Here is a 15,327-nt window from a genome sequence, read left to right as displayed (position 1 = left end):
AGGACCAGCGGCAGCCGGTCCGTCCCGCCCGCGGTGAGGCGGACCGGTACGCCCCAGTCAAGGGCGGGGCGTGTCCGCCCGGGGTTCAGCGGCGGGGCGTCGCCAGCCCCAGTACCCGGTCCTTCAGCGCGGGGAACTGCTCCCGGGTCGTGGCGACCCTGGCGGGGTCGAACTCCACCGTGAGGACCTCCTCGTCGGGGCCCGCCTCCGCGAGCACCTCGCCCCACGGATCGACCACGATCGAGTGACCCGCCTGGGGAACTCGGGCATGCGTCCCGGCCGTTCCACACGCGAGCACGAACGCCTGGTTCTCCACCGCCCGCGCCTGAGCCAGCAGCGTCCAGTGCGACCGGCGGCGGGCCGGCCAGCCGGCCGGGAGCAGGAGGACCTCGGCGCCGGCGTCGACGAGGCCGCGGAAGAGTTCGGGGAAACGGAGGTCGTAGCAGGTGGCCAGACCGACGGTCGTCTCGGGCAGCCGCGCCGTGACCAGTTCCGTACCCGCGCCCATGAGCACGGCCTCGCCCTTGTCGAAGCCGAAACGGTGAATCTTCCGGTAGGCGGCGGCCAGGTCGCCGGAGGGGGAGAAGAGGAGCGAGGTGTTGTACAGCGGCCCGTCCCCCGCGGCGGAGCCGCTGTCGGACGCAGCCCGCTCCGGAATCGAGCCCGCGTGCAGCCACACCCCGGCATCGCTCGCGGCCTTCGCCATCACCTCGTAGGTGGGCCCCTCGAGCGGCTCCGCCTCGCTGCCGAACCGCTCGTAGGCGAAGGCGCCCGTGGTCCACAGTTCAGGCAGCATCACCAGGTCCGCGGCATCGGCCTGATCCCGTACCAGGGAGGCCACCCGCGCTCGACGCGATTCGACCGATTCGTCATCGTCCACGGCGATCTGGATCAAAGAGGCGCGCACACTACCACCGTCCTGGCATTCGAGTCGTCCACACGGGCCTACGATCGTCACACCAAAGGCCTGCCGGGGTGCCTCACAGCAGCGTAACTTGGGGGTCCCCCCGATTCGAGCGCAGCCGAGAATTGGGGGAGTTCCAAGACACCCGCCGACAGCCACGTCCCGCTGGCAACGCTGCCACAAACCACCCGTGTACCGACCGCCGAGGGGTCCCGTTCCGTGAGTCTGCATCCCACCCTCCAGCCCTACGCCGACGCCTGGACCCACTCCATCGAATCGATATCCGAGCTGGTGCAGCCGCTTGTGGAGGGCGAGTGGAACCGGCGGACCCCCTGCCCGGGCTGGTCGATCCGCGACATCGTCTCCCACGTCATCGGCCTGGACAGCGAGATGCTGGGTGACCCGCGCCCCATCCACACCCTCCCGCGCGACCTGTTCCACGTCACCAACGAGCACCAGCGCTACATGGAGATGCAGGTCGACGTCCGCCGCCACCACACGGCGCCGGAGATGACGTCGGAGCTGGAGTACACGGTCATCCGCCGCAACCGCCAGCTGCGCAACGAGTCCCGCGACCCCGGCACGAAGGTCCGCGGCCACCTCAGCACCGAGATCACCCTCGAAGAGTCCATGCGCACCCACGCGTTCAACGTCTGGGCGCACGAGCAGGACCTGCGGACCGCCCTCGGCCGCCCCGGCAACCTCGACTCCCCCGGCGCGCACATCGCCCGCGACGTGCTGCTCGCGGAGCTCCCCCAGGTCGTGGCCGACAAGGCGGAGGCCCCCCGCAGTTCGGCGGTCGTCTTCGACGTCCACGGTCCCATCGAGTTCCTGCGTACGATCCGTGTCGACATCCAGGGCCGCGGCACCCTGGAAACGGCCCCCGCCCTCGGCCCCGCCGCCACCCTCACCCTCGACTGGGAAACCTACGTGCGCCTGGCCTGCGGCCGCGTGACGCCGGAGGCGGTGGCGGACCGGGTGAAGGCGGAGGGGGATCCGGAGCTCACGGAGGCGATTCTGCGGAACTTCAAGGTGACCAAGTAACCAAGTAGTCGTCGGGCGCGGGCATGCGTGCCGCCTGGAGCGGCACCCGTCCCAGAGCAAGGCGGCACCCCCGTGAGCGCCGGGCTGCGAAACCCACCCGCGCGCACCGGCCCAGGGCACCGTCACGCGGGGACGTGCACCGTCTCCACCCGACTGGCAACCAACCGCTCCCGCTCCCGCCTCGCCGCCCTCTTCCGCAGCCGCAGAATCTGGCTGACCCCGAGCGCCTGGAGAACGAACACCACGGAGAAGGCAACGGTGTAGTCGTCACCAGTGGCATCCAGCAGCACGCCCACCGCGAACAGCGTCGTCATCGAGGCGACGAAACCCCCCATGTTCGTGATCCCGGACGCGGTCCCCTGCCGCTCCGGCGGATTCGCCGGCCGCGCGAAGTCGAAGCCGAGCATCGACGCCGGCCCGCACGCCCCGAGCACCGCGCACAACACGATGAGCAGCCACATCGGCGCATGCGCACCGGGCCACGCGAGCGTCACCGCCCAGAGCACAGCCGTAGCCCCCACGGTCCCCAGCGCCAACGGCAGCCGGGCCTCGTGATGCCGGGCGACGATCTGGCCGTACACCAGGCCGACCACCATGTTGGACAGCACGACCAGGGTGAGCAGGTCCCCGGCGGTGGCCCGGGTGAGCCCCTGTGCCTCGACCAGGAACGGCAGCCCCCACAGCAGCAGGAACACCATCGCCGGGAACTGGGTGGTGAAGTGCACCCACAGCCCCAGCCGCGTCCCCGGCTCCCGCCAGGACGCGGCGATCTGGCGGCGGACGTAGGCCGCGCCCTGGTGCGGGAGCGGCTCCGGCTCGCACCCTTCGGGGTGGTCCTTCAGGAACAGCAGCAGCAGGACGAGCACCACGACACCCGCGAGGGCGCTGCCCGCGAAGGCCGCCGTCCATCCGATGCCGTGCAGCAGCCGGGCCAACACCAGCGTCGACACCAGGTTGCCCGCCATGCCGGCCAGACCGGCGAACTGCGCGACCAGCGGGCCACGCCGCGCCGGGAACCAGCGCGTGCCGAGGCGCAGCACGCTGATGAACGTCATCGCGTCACCGCACCCGAGCAGCGCCCGCGACGCGAGCGCCGTGCCGTACGACGGTGAGAACGCGAAGCCCAGCTGTCCCGCCGTGAACAGCACGACTCCGATGGTCAGCACCTTCTTGGTGCCGAGCCGGTCCACCAGCAGCCCCACAGGTATCTGCATGCCCGCGTACACCAGGAGTTGGAGGATGGAGAAGGTGGAGAGCGCGGAGGCGCCCACATGGAAGCGGTCGGCCGCGTCCAGGCCGGCCACGCCCAGGGACGTACGGAAGATGACGGCGACGAAGTAGACCGCGACGCCGATGGACCAGACGGCGACGGCGCGTCGGCCGCCCGGCGGATCTCCGGGGAGTGCGATCGCGGTCCTGGAGCTGCTGCTCATCGGACCTCACCCCGGGCCAGGTGGGAGAACCAGTTGACGTGCCGGTGGACGACGGCGACAGCCGCGTCCGCGTCCCCGGAGCGCAGTGCGCTGAGGATCTCCTCGTGCTCGGCGAGGGTCTTGGCGATCCGGTCGGGGTGAGAGTGCATCACCGCGACGCCCATCCGCAGCTGTCGGTCGCGGAGCTGGTCGTAGAGACGGGAGAGGATCTCGTTGCCGCCACTGCGGACGATCTCGGCATGGAAACAGCGGTCGGTGACGGCGGCGGCGGCCAGGTCGCCGGCGGCGGCCTCCGCCTTCTGCTGGGCCAGCAGCTCCTCGAGCCGTTCGACGAGCCCCGCCGGCGCGGGCACCGCCTTGCGTGCCGCGTGCTCCTCGACCAGCTGCCTGGTCTCCACGACATCGGCGATCTCCTGCGCGGAGACGGGCAGGACCAGGGCGCCCTTCTTCGGGTAGAGCTTGATCAGGCCCTCGACCTCCAGCCGCAGCAGCGCCTCGCGCACCGGTGTGCGCGAGACCCCGACGGCCTCGGCGAGCTCGCCCTCCGTGAGCAGGGTCCCTCCCTCGTAACGGCGCTCCAGTACGCCCTGCTTGACATGGGTGTAGACGCGGTCGGTGGCGGGAGGTTGCTTCACGGCCAGGCTCATGCCTACAGGATAGATACAACACGTACGCATGATGTGCTCGTTTCATCATGCGGACGTCGCCGGGCGCGCCCTTCACCCCATCGAGAAGCCCTCTCAGCAACAGCACAACCATCTGTGCTACTTACGTGTCACACACTTGCGGCCCCACTCGCTTTCCCCCTCCAACTCGGCCGCACCTCAGGGACATTCAACGTATTCGGGGTATCTCACTTGATAAAGGGCATTCAGGGCACTCGCTTCCGTCGTGCCGCCGCCGTCGCCGTCACCACCGGCGCCGTGCTGGCCACCGGAGCCCTCACCGCGGCACCCGCGCAGGCGGTCACCACGCCCTCGATCGTGGCCAAGACCGGCTACGTGATGAACAACGCGAACAGCGCGAAGCTCTACGGCAAGGGCCAGGACACCAAGCTGTCCACCGGCTCCACCACGAAGATCATGACCGCGAAGGTCGTGCTCGCGCAGACCAACCTCAACCTGGACGCCAAGGTCACCATCCAGAAGGCGTACAGCGACTACATCGTGTCGAAGGGCGCCTCGTCCGCCCACCTGATCGTCGGTGACAAGGTCACCGTCCGCCAGCTGCTGTACGGGCTGATGCTGCCGTCCGGCTGCGACGCCGCGTACGCGCTGGCCGACAAGTACGGCAGCGGCTCGACGCGGGCCGCGCGCGTGAAGTCGTTCATCGGCAAGATGAACACCACCGCGAAGAGCCTCGGTCTGACGAACACGCACTTCGACTCGTTCGACGGCATCGGCAACGGCGCCAACTACTCGACGGCGAAGGACCTGACGAAGCTCGCCAGCAGCGCGATGAAGAACTCCACGTTCCGCACGGTCGTCAAGACCAAGAAGTACACCGCGAAGACGATCACCAAGACCGGCACCACCCGCACCATGGCGGCGTGGACCAACACGAACACGCTGCTCAGCAGCTACAGCGGCGCCATCGGCGTGAAGACCGGCTCCGGCACCCAGGCGAAGTACTGCCTCGTCTTCGCCGCGACCCGCAACGGCAAGACCGTCATCGGCACGGTTCTCGCCGACACGAACGCGACGCAGCGCGCCACGGACGCGACGAAGCTCCTCAACTACGGCTTCGCGAAGCTCGGCTGACACTCCCGGCTGACACGCACGGCGTGATCGTGAAGGGGACCTCCCGCGAAAGCGGCAGGTCCCCTTCACTGCTTTCCCGTTCGATTCACTCGCAATGGTGAACATCATTGCGCCGGGTCCGCCGGCTGACCATGCCGGGAGGGGCTCAACGGTTCCGGCGGGGGATGTCTGCAAGAAGTTGGGGTACACGACGCCCCAGAAGGCGCTCCTCGACCATGTACCAGAGGAACATCGAGAAAGTCTTGAGACAGTGACTGGAAGTTACGGTCTCAGCATTCCCGCAGGTAGGGAGTGGCGACGAGACGTCCTGGCCGTCGATCGTCCGGCGCCCGCCACAGCCTTCTCCGCCAACCCGACCACGGAGTCCGTACTGGCCGACTGGCGGAAGCGGTTGTCCGTGACGTCGGACGTCTGGGCGGTGGCGGTGGTGATCGTCCCGGTCCTGCTCGAGCAGGGTGAGCATGCTGCGCAAGCACGCCTGCAACCACTCCCAGGGCGGCAGCGAGGACGGGGCACCGATCTACGTGCTCAACCGTCCCTGACCGGGACGGCGAAGGCAGAGGGGTCGGTCGCAAGCGGAATTTGCGACCGACCCCTCTCCGTTCAACCTATCCGGCCGAGAGGGCCTCACGCCCAGGTAATCAACTTCTTGGGCTGCTCCAGAATCGCCGCCACATCCGCCAGCACCTTGGAGCCGAGCTCGCCGTCCACCAGCCGGTGGTCGAAGCTCAGTGCCAGTGTGGTGACCTGACGAGGCTTCACCTTGCCCTTGTGGACCCATGGCTGGAGCTTGATCGCACCGACGGCGAGGATCGCGGACTCGCCCGGGTTGAGGATCGGCGTGCCCGTGTCGACGCCGAAGACACCGACGTTGGTGATGGTCACCGTCCCGCCCTGCATCGCCGCCGGTGGGGTCCTGCCCTCGCGCGCCGTCGACACCAGCTCGCCCAGTGCCTCGGCCAGCTGCGGCAGCGTCTTGGCGTGCGCGTCCTTGATGTTCGGCACGATCAGACCGCGCGGGGTCGCGGCCGCGATGCCCAGGTTGACGTAGTGCTTCTGGACGATCTCCTGGTTGGCCTCGTCCCAGGAGGCGTTGACGTCCGGGTTGCGCCTGATGGCCACCAGCAGGGCCTTGGCGATCAGCAGGAGCGGGTTCACCCGCAGACCCTGCATCTCCTTGTCCTGCTTCAACTCCTCGACGAGCTTCAACGTGCGGGTCACGTCGACCGTGACGAACTCCGTGACGTGCGGCGCGGTGAACGCCGAGCCGATCATGGCCTGGGCGATGGCCTTGCGGACACCCTTGACCGGGATACGGGTCTCGCGGGCACCGTCGTACGTCGCGACCGGCGCCGGAACCTGAACCGGAGCCGCCGGAGCCACGGGCTCGGTGGCGACAGCGGGGGCGGTGACGGTGGCCGGCTGCGCGGGAGCCGCCGCCGCGTACACGTCCTCACGCGTGACGATGCCGTCCGGGCCGGACGGAACCACCTGCGCCAGGTCCACTCCCAGGTCCTTCGCCAGCTTGCGCACCGGAGGCTTCGCCAGCGGACGCTGCTCGCCGGCAAGGGCCGGGCCGCCCTGGCCGTTCAGTTCGCTCTGGACCGCCACCGACGCCTCCGGGACCGGGGTCTCCGGGACCTCCGCGCCCTTGCGGGGGCGGCGCTTGGTGGAAGACTCGGCCACGCCGTAGCCGACGAGGACCGGCTGGCGGCCCTGGGGCTTCGGCTCCTCCTGCTGCGGCTCGGCGACAGCCGGGGCCGGGGCCTCGGCGGTCGGCGCCCCGCCCGCCACGTCCACCGAGATGATCGGCGTGCCCACGTCCACCGTGGTGCCCTCGGGGAAGCGCAGCTCGCGGACCACTCCGTCATAGGGGATGGGGAGTTCGACGGCCGCCTTGGCGGTCTCGACCTCGCACACCACCTGGCCGTCCGTCACCGTGTCGCCGGGCTGGACATACCACTTGAGGATCTCGGCCTCGGTGAGTCCCTCGCCCACGTCGGGCATCTTGAACTCGCGTACGGACGCATCGGTCATCGTCGTCACGACCCTCTCCTCAGTACGCCAGGGCACGGTCGACGGCGTCGAGTACCCGGTCCAGGCCCGGCAGGTACTCCTCCTCCAGGCGCGCCGGCGGATACGGGGCGTGGTAGCCGCCGACCCTGAGCACCGGAGCCTCCAGGTGGTAGAAGCAGCGCTCCGTGATCCGGGCGGCGATCTCCGCGCCCGAGCCGAAGAACACCGGCGCCTCATGGACGACGACCAGACGGCGGGTCTTCTCCACCGACGCCTGGATCGAGTCGAAGTCCAGCGGGGAGACCGAGCGCAGGTCCAGGACCTCCAGCGACTTGCCCTCCTCGGCGGCCGCGTCGGCGACCTCATGGCAGAGCTTCACCATCGGGCCGTAGGCGACGAGGGTGAGGTCGGTGCCCTCGCGGACCACGCGTGCCTTGTGCAGCGGGCCGGGGATCGCCTCGGTGTTGACCTCGCCCTTGTCCCAGTAGCGCCGCTTGGGCTCGAAGAAGATCACCGGGTCGTCGCTCTGAATGGCCTGCTGCATCATCCAGTAGGCGTCGCCGGCGTTCGACGGGGAGACCACCTTCAGGCCCGACACGTGCGCGAACAGCGACTCGGGGGACTCGGAGTGGTGCTCGACCGCGCCGATGCCGCCGCCGTAGGGGATCCGCACGACGACCGGGAGTTTGACCTTGCCCAGGGAGCGGGCGTGCATCTTCGCGAGCTGCGTGACGATCTGGTCGTACGCCGGGAAGACGAAACCGTCGAACTGGATCTCCACCACCGGGCGGTAACCGCGCAGGGCGAGACCGATCGCCGTGCCGACGATGCCGGACTCCGCGAGCGGGGTGTCGATGACGCGGCTCTCGCCGAAGTCCTTCTGCAGTCCGTCCGTCACACGGAAGACGCCGCCGAGCTTGCCGACGTCCTCGCCCATGACGAGGACCTTCGGGTCGGAGTCCAGGGCGCGGCGCAGCGACTCGTTGATCGCCTTGGCGATCGCCATGTTTTTGGATGTCACGGCCTTGGACGTCACGTTCTCCGCCATGTCAGTTGCCCCCCTCACCCGCGGCGAAGCCGCTTTCGGACTCACTCGCGAACGACGCCTGGTAGGCGGCGAACTGGGCCCGCTCTTCGTCGACGAGCGCATGCCCGTCCGCGTACACGTTCTCGAAGATGGCGAAGTGGTCCGGGTCCGGCATGGCGCGGACCGCTTCGCGCACTCGCCTGCCCAACGCCTCGCTCTCCGCTTCGAGTTCCGCGAAAAATCCCTCGTCCGCGTGGTTTGAGGACTCGAGGTACGCGCGCAGACGCAGGATCGGGTCCTTCGCCTCCCACGCCTCGCGCTCCTCGTCGGCCCGGTACTTGGTCGGGTCGTCGGAGGTGGTGTGCGCGCCCATGCGGTAGGTGTACGCCTCGACCAGCGTCGGGCCCTCGCCGTTGCGGGCCCGCTCCAGCGCCCACTTGGTGACGGCCAGGCAGGCGAGGACGTCGTTGCCGTCGACGCGTACGCCCGGGAAGCCATAGCCCTGTGCGCGCTGGTAGAGCGGCACCCGGGTCTGCTTCTCGGTCGGCTCGGAGATCGCCCACTGGTTGTTCTGGCAGAAGAACACCACGGGGGCGTTGTAGACCGCGGAGAAGGTGAAGGACTCCGCGACGTCGCCCTGGCTGGAGGCGCCGTCGCCGAAGTACGCGATCACCGCGCTGTCCGCGCCGTCCTTGGCCATGCCCATCGCGTAGCCCGTGGCGTGCAGGGTCTGGGCGCCGATGACGATCGTGTAGAGGTGGAAGTTGTTGCTGTTCGGGTCCCAGCCACCGTTGTTCACGCCACGGAACATGCCGAGCAGGTTGGTCGGGTCGACCCCGCGGCACCAGGCGACGCCGTGCTCGCGGTAGGTCGGGAAGACGTAGTCGTCGTCGCGCAGGGCCCGGCCGGAGCCGATCTGGGCGGCCTCCTGGCCGAGCAGCGAGGCCCACAGGCCGAGCTCGCCCTGGCGCTGCAGGGAGGTGGCCTCGGCGTCGAAGCGGCGGGTGAGCACCATGTCGCGGTACAGACCGCGCAGCTCTTCGGGCGTCACGTCGGCGACGTACTTGTCGTAGACGGCGTTCTCGGTGTTCTTGACGCGCTTGCCCTCGGGCGTCAGCAGCTGGACGAGTTCGGGCCCTGGACTCGATGTGCCCGGTGACTTGCTGGCGCTGGTGCGCTTGGTACCGGCGCTGCGTCGCGGCTTGCGCGCGGCAGTGCTCTCCACGGTCACGTGTGCTCCTCCGTCGGTCCGGCCCCCGGGGTTGCCGGTAGGCCAGTGCGGCTCACCTGTTCCGGTACCCGGGCACGGGGTGTGTGCCCTCGGCCGGGAACAGGCGTGACAGGTGCCCCGGCGAGCGCCCTGCAACAGTCACGTTACCCAGTGCTCCACATTTCTGTGAAACCCCTCCTGACCTGCGATTTTGCTTGGATTTCCAAGTAAATCGGAAAGGACGGGAAGGTCGCTGGTCACAGCCTTGCAGGAGGCCGGAGCAACGGCACGTTATCCCGCTCGGCCATGTCACGGGAAGAGTTTGTGTGTGAAACTGATCAGATGCACAAAGAGGGACGAATCAGGGTATTCCTCCTCGACGACCACGAGGTCGTCCGTCGGGGCGTCCACGAGATGCTGTCGGTCGAGGACGACATCGAGGTGGTCGGCGAGGCCGGTACGGCGGCCGAGGCGCTGGCGCGGATTCCGGCCATCCGGCCCGACGTGGCGGTGCTCGACGTAAGGCTCCCGGACGGCAGCGGCGTGGAGGTGTGCCGGGAGATCCGGTCGCGGGACGACTCCGTCGCCTGCCTGATGCTGACCTCGTTCGCGGACGACGAGGCCCTCTTCGACGCGATCATGGCGGGCGCCTCCGGATACGTCCTGAAGGCCATCCGGGGCAATGAACTGCTGACCGCGGTCCGGGACGTCGCCGCCGGAAAGTCCCTGCTCGACCCGGTGGTCACGGCCAGCGTCCTGAAGCGGCTGCGCAAGGGGGACGAGGCCAAGGACGACGACAGGCTCGCCCGGCTCACCGAGCAGGAGCGCCGGATCCTCGACCTGATCGGCGAGGGCCTCACCAACCGCCAGATCGGCGAGCGGCTGCACCTCGCCGAAAAGACGATCAAGAATTACGTGTCGAGTCTGCTTTCCAAACTCGGTATGCAGCGGCGCTCTCAGGCGGCCGCTTATGTGGCTCGCATGCAGGCCGAGAAGCACTGAGCCGCGTGGACCACCACCACCGGGCCTACTCCGTGTCATAACTTCCCCGGTCGGTGACGGTGCACATCACCGACAACGGCCCTCCGCGCCAGTTCGAGCACACTATGTGACCAGAAGCGACTATCCGCGACTTAGTGTGACAACGCCCAGCTCACAGGGCTGCCCCGTGCCCTAGCATCTGCCGCGTGCCGCGCCCATGTGTACCACCCCCCGTGCCCCATGCGCCCCCGTTGAGCGCCCTCCTCCGCCAGTACGCAGCCGGGTCCGCCCTCGCCTGCGAGCCCGTCGACCAGGGGCTGCTGAACCGCGGCTACCGCCTGTGCACCACCCGCGGCCGCTACTTCCTGAAGCACCACTTCGACCCCGACACCGCCGACCCCGCCGCGATCGAACGCCGGCACCGGGCCACCCAGCGCCTGGCCGCCCTCGGCGTCCCGGTGGCCCCTCCGCTGACCGGCCGTGACGGGCGCACCGTCGCCGTCGTCGGCGGCCACGCCTATGCCCTGCACCCGTGGATCGACGGCCGCCACCGCCACGGCGGCCAGCTCACCACCGGTCAGTGCGCGCGCCTCGGTGCGCTCCTGGGCGCCGTACACGCCTGCCTGGAGCGCGTGATGCCACCGAAGGGGCGCACCCGCCCCGCCACGAGCCCACACCCCGTGGAGAGCGCCGATCCGGACTCCACGTTCGCCCTCATCGACGACCTGCTCGCCCGGGTACGCCGTCACCGCCCCGCCGACTCCTTCGACGAACTGGCCCGGCACCGGCTGCTCGAGCGCCGCGCCCTCCTGGAGCGGCACGCGGACCGGCGGCCCCCGCGCGGGGCCTCGGTGGGCTGGGTGCACGGGGACTTCCACCCGTTCAACCTGCTCTACAAGGGCGACGCCCCGGCCGCGATCGTCGACTGGGACCGCCTGGGCGTGCAGCCCCGCGCGGAGGAGGCCGTACGCGCCGCCGCGATCTTCTTCGTACGCCCCGTCGGTGCGCTCGACCTGCCGAAGGTGCGGGCGTACGCGCGCGCGTACCGACGGGCGGCCGGGGCCACGCCCTCGGAGCTGGCCGCGGCCGTGCACCGTGTGTGGTGGGAGCGCCTGAACGACTTCTGGATGCTGCGCTGGCACTACGAACGCGGCGACACCCGCGCCGATCCCCAGTTCCCCGCGGCCTCGGCGCTCGTGGTGTGGTGGACGCGGGAGTACGACGCGGTGTGCGAGGCGTTCGCGGGGTGAGGCACGGCCACCCCACCCGGACGGTGAAACGCCACGCGCGCGTGGTGCCCGGTCAACGGGTCCACGCGCGCGTGCTGGTGACGTCGGGGAGGCCGACGGCCCGTCAGAGGCCGCCCGTCACTCCGTCCGTGGTGCCGCCGTCATCCGTGCCGCCGTCCGCCGGGTCCGTCGGGGTGGACGGCTCCGACGCCGTCTCCGTCGGGTCGGCCGACGGGTCCTCGCTGGTCGGCTCGTCGGTCGGCTCGTACGACGGCTGGGTGGTGGCGGTCTCGGACGGCGTGTACGAGGGCGTGTACGACGGCGTGTAGTCCGAGCCGGTGCCCTGATCGCTGTTGTCCGTCGCCGTGTCCGTGGGCCTGTCGGTGGCCTCGTCGCTCGGGCTCTCGCTGGACTTGTCGTCCGTGCTGGTCTGCGAGGTGGTCGGCGACTGCGTGGTGTCGGCGCCGCCGCCGTCGCCGCCGCCGCCGTTCAGCGCCAGGGCGACGCCCGCCGCGATGGCGATCACGGCCAGGACGGCGAGGATCCACAGCTTGCCGCGGCCGCTGCCCCTGTTGCCGTGCCCCTCGAAACCGCCGTCGTCACCGCCGCCGTATCCGGACGGCAGGATCGGCTGCGGGATCTGCGTGGTGCCGGAGCCGTCGCCGTGGTGCGGCAGCACGGTCGTGCTCGCGAAGCCGGCCGACGGGGTGTGACGGCCGGCGTGCGTCTGCACCGGGCCGGTGTTCCAGGTGCCGGTGTGGCCGCCCTGGTCGTACAGCATCTGAAGGCCGTACTGGACCAGCCCGCGCATCTCCTCGGCCGTCTGGAACCGGTCGTCGGGATCCTTGGCGAGCGAACGCATGACGAGCCCGTCGAGCTCCGGCGGGCAGGCCTCGGCGGCCTCGGACGGCGGGGTCGGGATGTCCTGGACGTGCTGGTAGACCACCGACAGCGGGGTCTCGCCGGTGAACGGGGGCCGCAGCGCGAGGAGTTCGTACAGCAGACAGCCCGTCGCGTACAGGTCGGAGCGGTGGTCGACGGCCTTGCCGAGCGCCTGCTCGGGCGACAGGTACTGCGGGGTGCCCATGACCATGCCGGTCTGCGTCATCGTCGTCGACGCCCCGTGCAGGGCGCGGGCGATGCCGAAGTCCATCACCTTCACGGCGCCGTTGTGGGTGATGATGACGTTCGCCGGCTTGATGTCGCGGTGCACGATCCCGTGCTGGTGCGAGTAGGCGAGTGCCTCCAGGACACCGGAGACGATGATCAGGGCCTGCTCCGGCCCGGGCGCCTCGGCGTTGAGCAGCAGGTCGCGGATGGTGCGGCCCTCGACCAGCTCCATCACGATGTACGGCACCGACTGGCCGCCCACGAAGTCCTCGCCGGAGTCGTACACGGCGACGATCGCGTGGTGGTTCAGGCCGGCCACCGACTGGGCCTCACGTGTGAAGCGGGCCTTGGAGACGGGGTCCTCGGCGAGGTCGGCACGCAGCAGCTTGACCGCGACGGTGCGGCCGAGGCGCACGTCCTCCGCGGCGAACACCTCCGCCATGCCGCCCCGGCCGAGTCTGTGAGTCAGCCGGTACCGACCGTCCCCAACAAGTCCGCCGTTACCCCACAATTCCGGCGCATCTGACATTCCGCCGCCAGTCGCCTCGGGGTCGGACGGGCCCTGAGCGCGCTGCTGCTGTGCCATCAGTCCTCGCCGTCGTTTCTGCCCGCGGTGCGCGCGGTGTTGTCACGGTCTCCGTCGGCCACGCTACAGCCTCAGCGCAAGCCTCCGGTCCGGGTCAGCTCCCGCGACCGGTCCGAGACGGACCGGCCATCAAAGCCGCAGCACACCCTGTCGTGCAAATTCTGTGTACCGGCGGTACGCCACCTGTAACGCTTGCGCGACGCTTCTTTCGCGTACGGTCACGGAACGGGCACCGAGCTTGACGTGTCAGTGCCCTCCGGCAGACTTGGCCCGGATTGAGACATTCGATCAACGACGGCCAAGGCGCCTGACGGCTACGGGGGACAGGGAAACATGAGCCAGGACGGTGCGTACGGCCGGTATGCGGGGCGGGCGCTCGCCGGCGGCCGCTACCAGCTGCGCGACCTGCTCGGCGAGGGCGGCATGGCCTCGGTGCACCTGGCCTACGACGCCGTGCTCGACCGCCAGGTCGCGGTCAAGACCCTGCACACCGAACTGGGCCGGGAACAGGCCTTCCGCGAGCGCTTCCGCCGCGAGGCCCAGGCCGTGGCCAAGCTCACGCACACCAATATCGTCTCCGTCTTCGACACCGGCGAGGACGAGGTCGACGGGACGACCACTCCGTACATCGTCATGGAGTACATCGAGGGCCGCCCGCTCGGCTCGGTCCTCGACGAGGACGCACGGACGCTCGGCGCGATGCCCGCCGACAAGGCCCTGAAGATCACCGCGGACGTGCTCGCCGCGCTGGAGATCAGCCACGAGATGGGGCTGGTCCACCGCGACATCAAGCCGGGCAACGTGATGGTGACCAAGCGCGGCGTCGTCAAGGTGATGGACTTCGGCATCGCCCGCGCCATGCAGTCCGGCGTCACCTCCATGACGCAGACCGGCATGGTCGTCGGCACCCCGCAGTACCTCTCCCCCGAGCAGGCGCTCGGCCGGGGCGTGGACGCGCGCAGTGACCTCTACTCGGTCGGCATCATGCTGTTCCAGCTGGTCACCGGGCGGCTGCCGTTCGAGGCGGACTCTCCGCTGGCGATCGCGTACGCGCACGTGCAGGAGGAGCCGGTAGCCGCTTCGTCGATCAACCGCGCGCTGCCGCCGGCGGTGGACGCGCTGATCGCCCGCGCGCTGAGGAAGAACCCGAACGAGCGCTTCCCGAGCGCCGTCGCCATGCACGACGAGTGCCTGCGCGTGGCGGCCTCCCTCCAGGCGGCCGCGCCGAGCATCGTCCCCGGCGCACAGACGTCGAGCGGCGCGGGCGTCGGCTCCGCGGTGTTCCCGCCGGTCGGCCAGGCGCCCCCGGCGCCGACGGGCCCCGTACAGACGCCGTACCAGCCGATACCGGCACCGAACCCGTACGGCACCCCGGCGCCGGCGGGCCCCACCCCGGCGTACGGCTACCCGCAGCAGGGCGGCTACCGGACGCCGCCCCCCGTCGGCGGGTACGGCATGCAGGCCCCGTCGACCCCGCCGCCGTACAACGTCACGCCCCAGATGTCGGTGCCGTCCCCGGGCGGGGGCGGTGGCAAGGGCAACAAGCCGGTGATCATCGGCTCGATCGCGGTGTCCCTCGTCGCGGTCGTCGCCCTGGTCGTCGCGCTGACACTGAACAGCGGCCCCGAGGACAACGACAGGGGCGGCGGCGCCGGCCCCTCGGCATCGGCGTCGAGCCACAAGGCCGGCTACCGGGGTCCGGACACGTCGAGGACGGTCGACGAGACCGAGTGCACGCAACCGCAGGAGTCGTACGACGACGAGGACAAGATCCAGCTGCCCGACTTCAGGTACAAGAACATCGCCTCGGTGAAGGCGTGCTTCCAGGCTGCCGGCTGGGAGTACGAGATCAAGAAAGAGGACAACAACACCTGGGGTGACGGGACCGTCCTCGACCAGTTCCCCTCCGCGGGCACCGATGTCGATCCGAAGAGCATGGGCAAGATCGAACTGAGTGTCTCGACGGGCAATCCCAGTCAGTGAGCGGGGAAGGGGCCCGGCGGTCTTCGCCGGGCCCCTTGGTCTGG

At 69.9% G+C, this 15,327-nt stretch carries 12 protein-coding genes and 1 pseudogene; 6 read left to right on the top strand and 7 right to left on the bottom strand.

Features of this window, described 5'->3' with window-relative positions; translation table 11 throughout:
- Positions 1–85: 85 nt before the first annotated feature.
- Complete coding sequence (locus ACFY16_RS11790; protein WP_390646924.1) at positions 86–907, bottom strand: carbon-nitrogen family hydrolase; 822 nt, start codon at positions 905–907, stop codon at positions 86–88.
- Positions 908–1,123: 216 nt separating this feature from the next.
- Here ACFY16_RS11790 and ACFY16_RS11785 point away from each other — a divergent pair, with 216 nt between their 5' ends.
- Entirely contained in the window at positions 1,124–1,948 is an 825-nt protein-coding gene (locus ACFY16_RS11785; protein WP_390646923.1) for a maleylpyruvate isomerase family mycothiol-dependent enzyme, read from the top strand.
- A gap of 122 nt (positions 1,949–2,070) precedes the next feature.
- Here the strand turns inward: ACFY16_RS11785 and ACFY16_RS11780 are convergent, their stop codons facing one another.
- Positions 2,071–3,381: a nitrate/nitrite transporter gene (locus ACFY16_RS11780; protein ID WP_390646922.1), complete on the bottom strand. Its 1,311-nt coding sequence runs from the start codon at positions 3,379–3,381 to the stop codon at positions 2,071–2,073.
- Positions 3,378–4,028, bottom strand: a complete 651-nt coding sequence (locus ACFY16_RS11775; RefSeq protein WP_390646921.1) for a GntR family transcriptional regulator — start codon at positions 4,026–4,028, stop codon at positions 3,378–3,380. The genes ACFY16_RS11780 and ACFY16_RS11775 overlap by 4 nt, the downstream gene beginning before the upstream one ends.
- 210 nt (positions 4,029–4,238) lie before the next feature.
- On the opposite strand from ACFY16_RS11775, the gene ACFY16_RS11770 reads away from it, so the two are divergent.
- A complete protein-coding gene (locus ACFY16_RS11770) occupies positions 4,239–5,141 on the top strand; it encodes a D-alanyl-D-alanine carboxypeptidase family protein (protein ID WP_390646919.1) in 903 nt (300 codons plus the stop codon).
- A 113-nt stretch (positions 5,142–5,254) separates the two neighbouring features.
- Positions 5,255–5,683, top strand: a pseudogene (locus ACFY16_RS11765) (hypothetical protein); the annotation flags it as partial.
- Between the two features lie 85 nt (positions 5,684–5,768).
- On the opposite strand, the gene ACFY16_RS11760 reads toward ACFY16_RS11765, so the two are convergent.
- Genes ACFY16_RS11760 through pdhA form a run of 3 tightly spaced genes read right to left on the bottom strand, consistent with a single transcriptional unit; the run spans position 5,769 to position 9,415 of the window.
- Positions 5,769–7,187, bottom strand: a complete 1,419-nt coding sequence (locus tag ACFY16_RS11760; protein ID WP_390646918.1) for a dihydrolipoamide acetyltransferase family protein — start codon at positions 7,185–7,187, stop codon at positions 5,769–5,771.
- A 10-nt stretch (positions 7,188–7,197) separates the two neighbouring features.
- Positions 7,198–8,205, bottom strand: coding sequence for an alpha-ketoacid dehydrogenase subunit beta (locus ACFY16_RS11755; protein ID WP_390646917.1), 1,008 nt, complete (start codon positions 8,203–8,205; stop codon positions 7,198–7,200).
- 1 nt (position 8,206) lies between these two features.
- Positions 8,207–9,415 (bottom strand): pyruvate dehydrogenase (acetyl-transferring) E1 component subunit alpha, encoded by a 1,209-nt coding sequence (gene pdhA, locus ACFY16_RS11750; RefSeq protein WP_390646916.1) that lies wholly within the window; start codon positions 9,413–9,415, stop codon positions 8,207–8,209.
- A 321-nt stretch (positions 9,416–9,736) separates the two neighbouring features.
- Here pdhA and ACFY16_RS11745 point away from each other — a divergent pair, with 321 nt between their 5' ends.
- Both ACFY16_RS11745 and ACFY16_RS11740 read left to right on the top strand, forming a co-directional pair.
- On the top strand, positions 9,737–10,396 hold the full coding sequence (locus tag ACFY16_RS11745; RefSeq protein WP_390646915.1) for a response regulator: 660 nt from the start codon (positions 9,737–9,739) through the stop codon (positions 10,394–10,396).
- A 212-nt stretch (positions 10,397–10,608) separates the two neighbouring features.
- On the top strand, positions 10,609–11,625 hold the full coding sequence (locus tag ACFY16_RS11740) for a phosphotransferase (protein WP_390646914.1): 1,017 nt from the start codon (positions 10,609–10,611) through the stop codon (positions 11,623–11,625).
- Between the two features lie 103 nt (positions 11,626–11,728).
- Here the strand turns inward: ACFY16_RS11740 and ACFY16_RS11735 are convergent, their stop codons facing one another.
- The gene (locus tag ACFY16_RS11735; RefSeq protein ID WP_390646913.1) at positions 11,729–13,300 is read right to left on the bottom strand and encodes a protein kinase; all 1,572 of its coding nucleotides are present in this window, start codon (positions 13,298–13,300) and stop codon (positions 11,729–11,731) included.
- 333 nt (positions 13,301–13,633) lie between these two features.
- Between ACFY16_RS11735 and ACFY16_RS11730 the strand changes: the two genes are divergently transcribed.
- Positions 13,634–15,283 carry a protein kinase gene (locus ACFY16_RS11730; protein WP_390646912.1) on the top strand — a complete coding sequence of 550 codons (1,650 nt, stop codon included), beginning with the start codon at positions 13,634–13,636 and terminating at the stop codon, positions 15,281–15,283.
- Positions 15,284–15,327 lie beyond the last annotated feature (44 nt).

This window comes from Streptomyces sp. NPDC001315 (genome assembly GCF_042896175.1).
In the GTDB taxonomy this organism is placed as follows: Bacteria; Actinomycetota; Actinomycetes; order Streptomycetales; family Streptomycetaceae; genus Streptomyces.
The sequence above is the reverse complement of the archived record's forward strand: the minus strand, read 5'-3'. Positions and strand labels throughout refer to the sequence as shown.